This is a genomic window from Paraburkholderia sp. SIMBA_053, assembly GCF_046534895.1.
Taxonomy (GTDB): Bacteria; Pseudomonadota; Gammaproteobacteria; order Burkholderiales; family Burkholderiaceae; genus Paraburkholderia; species Paraburkholderia caledonica.
On record NZ_JAWRXU010001864.1, the window covers coordinates 1 to 232 of the forward strand.

At 34.9% G+C, this 232-nt stretch carries 1 protein-coding gene; it reads left to right on the forward strand.

Annotated features, from left to right (window positions below; all coding sequences use genetic code 11):
* Positions 1-8: 8 nt before the first annotated feature.
* A partial coding sequence (locus SB753_RS42000; RefSeq protein WP_410805811.1) for an acyltransferase family protein occupies positions 9-232 on the forward strand: 224 nt, incomplete at its 3' end.

Genomic DNA, 232 nt, shown 5'->3' on the forward strand with positions numbered 1-232 from the left:
AGAAAAAGATGAATAAACGTTACTTAGAATTAGATTCACTACGCGGGTTGGCTGCACTATCTGTACTATTTTATCATTGTTTAAGGATATTTCCATCCCTTGATGTTGGAGCTCCTGATTTCGCTAATGATAGCGATAATTGGTTTATTAACGCTTTACTCAATACACCTCTACGAATATTATGGTCTGGACACGAATCAGTAATATTATTCTTTATTTTGAGCGGATTCGT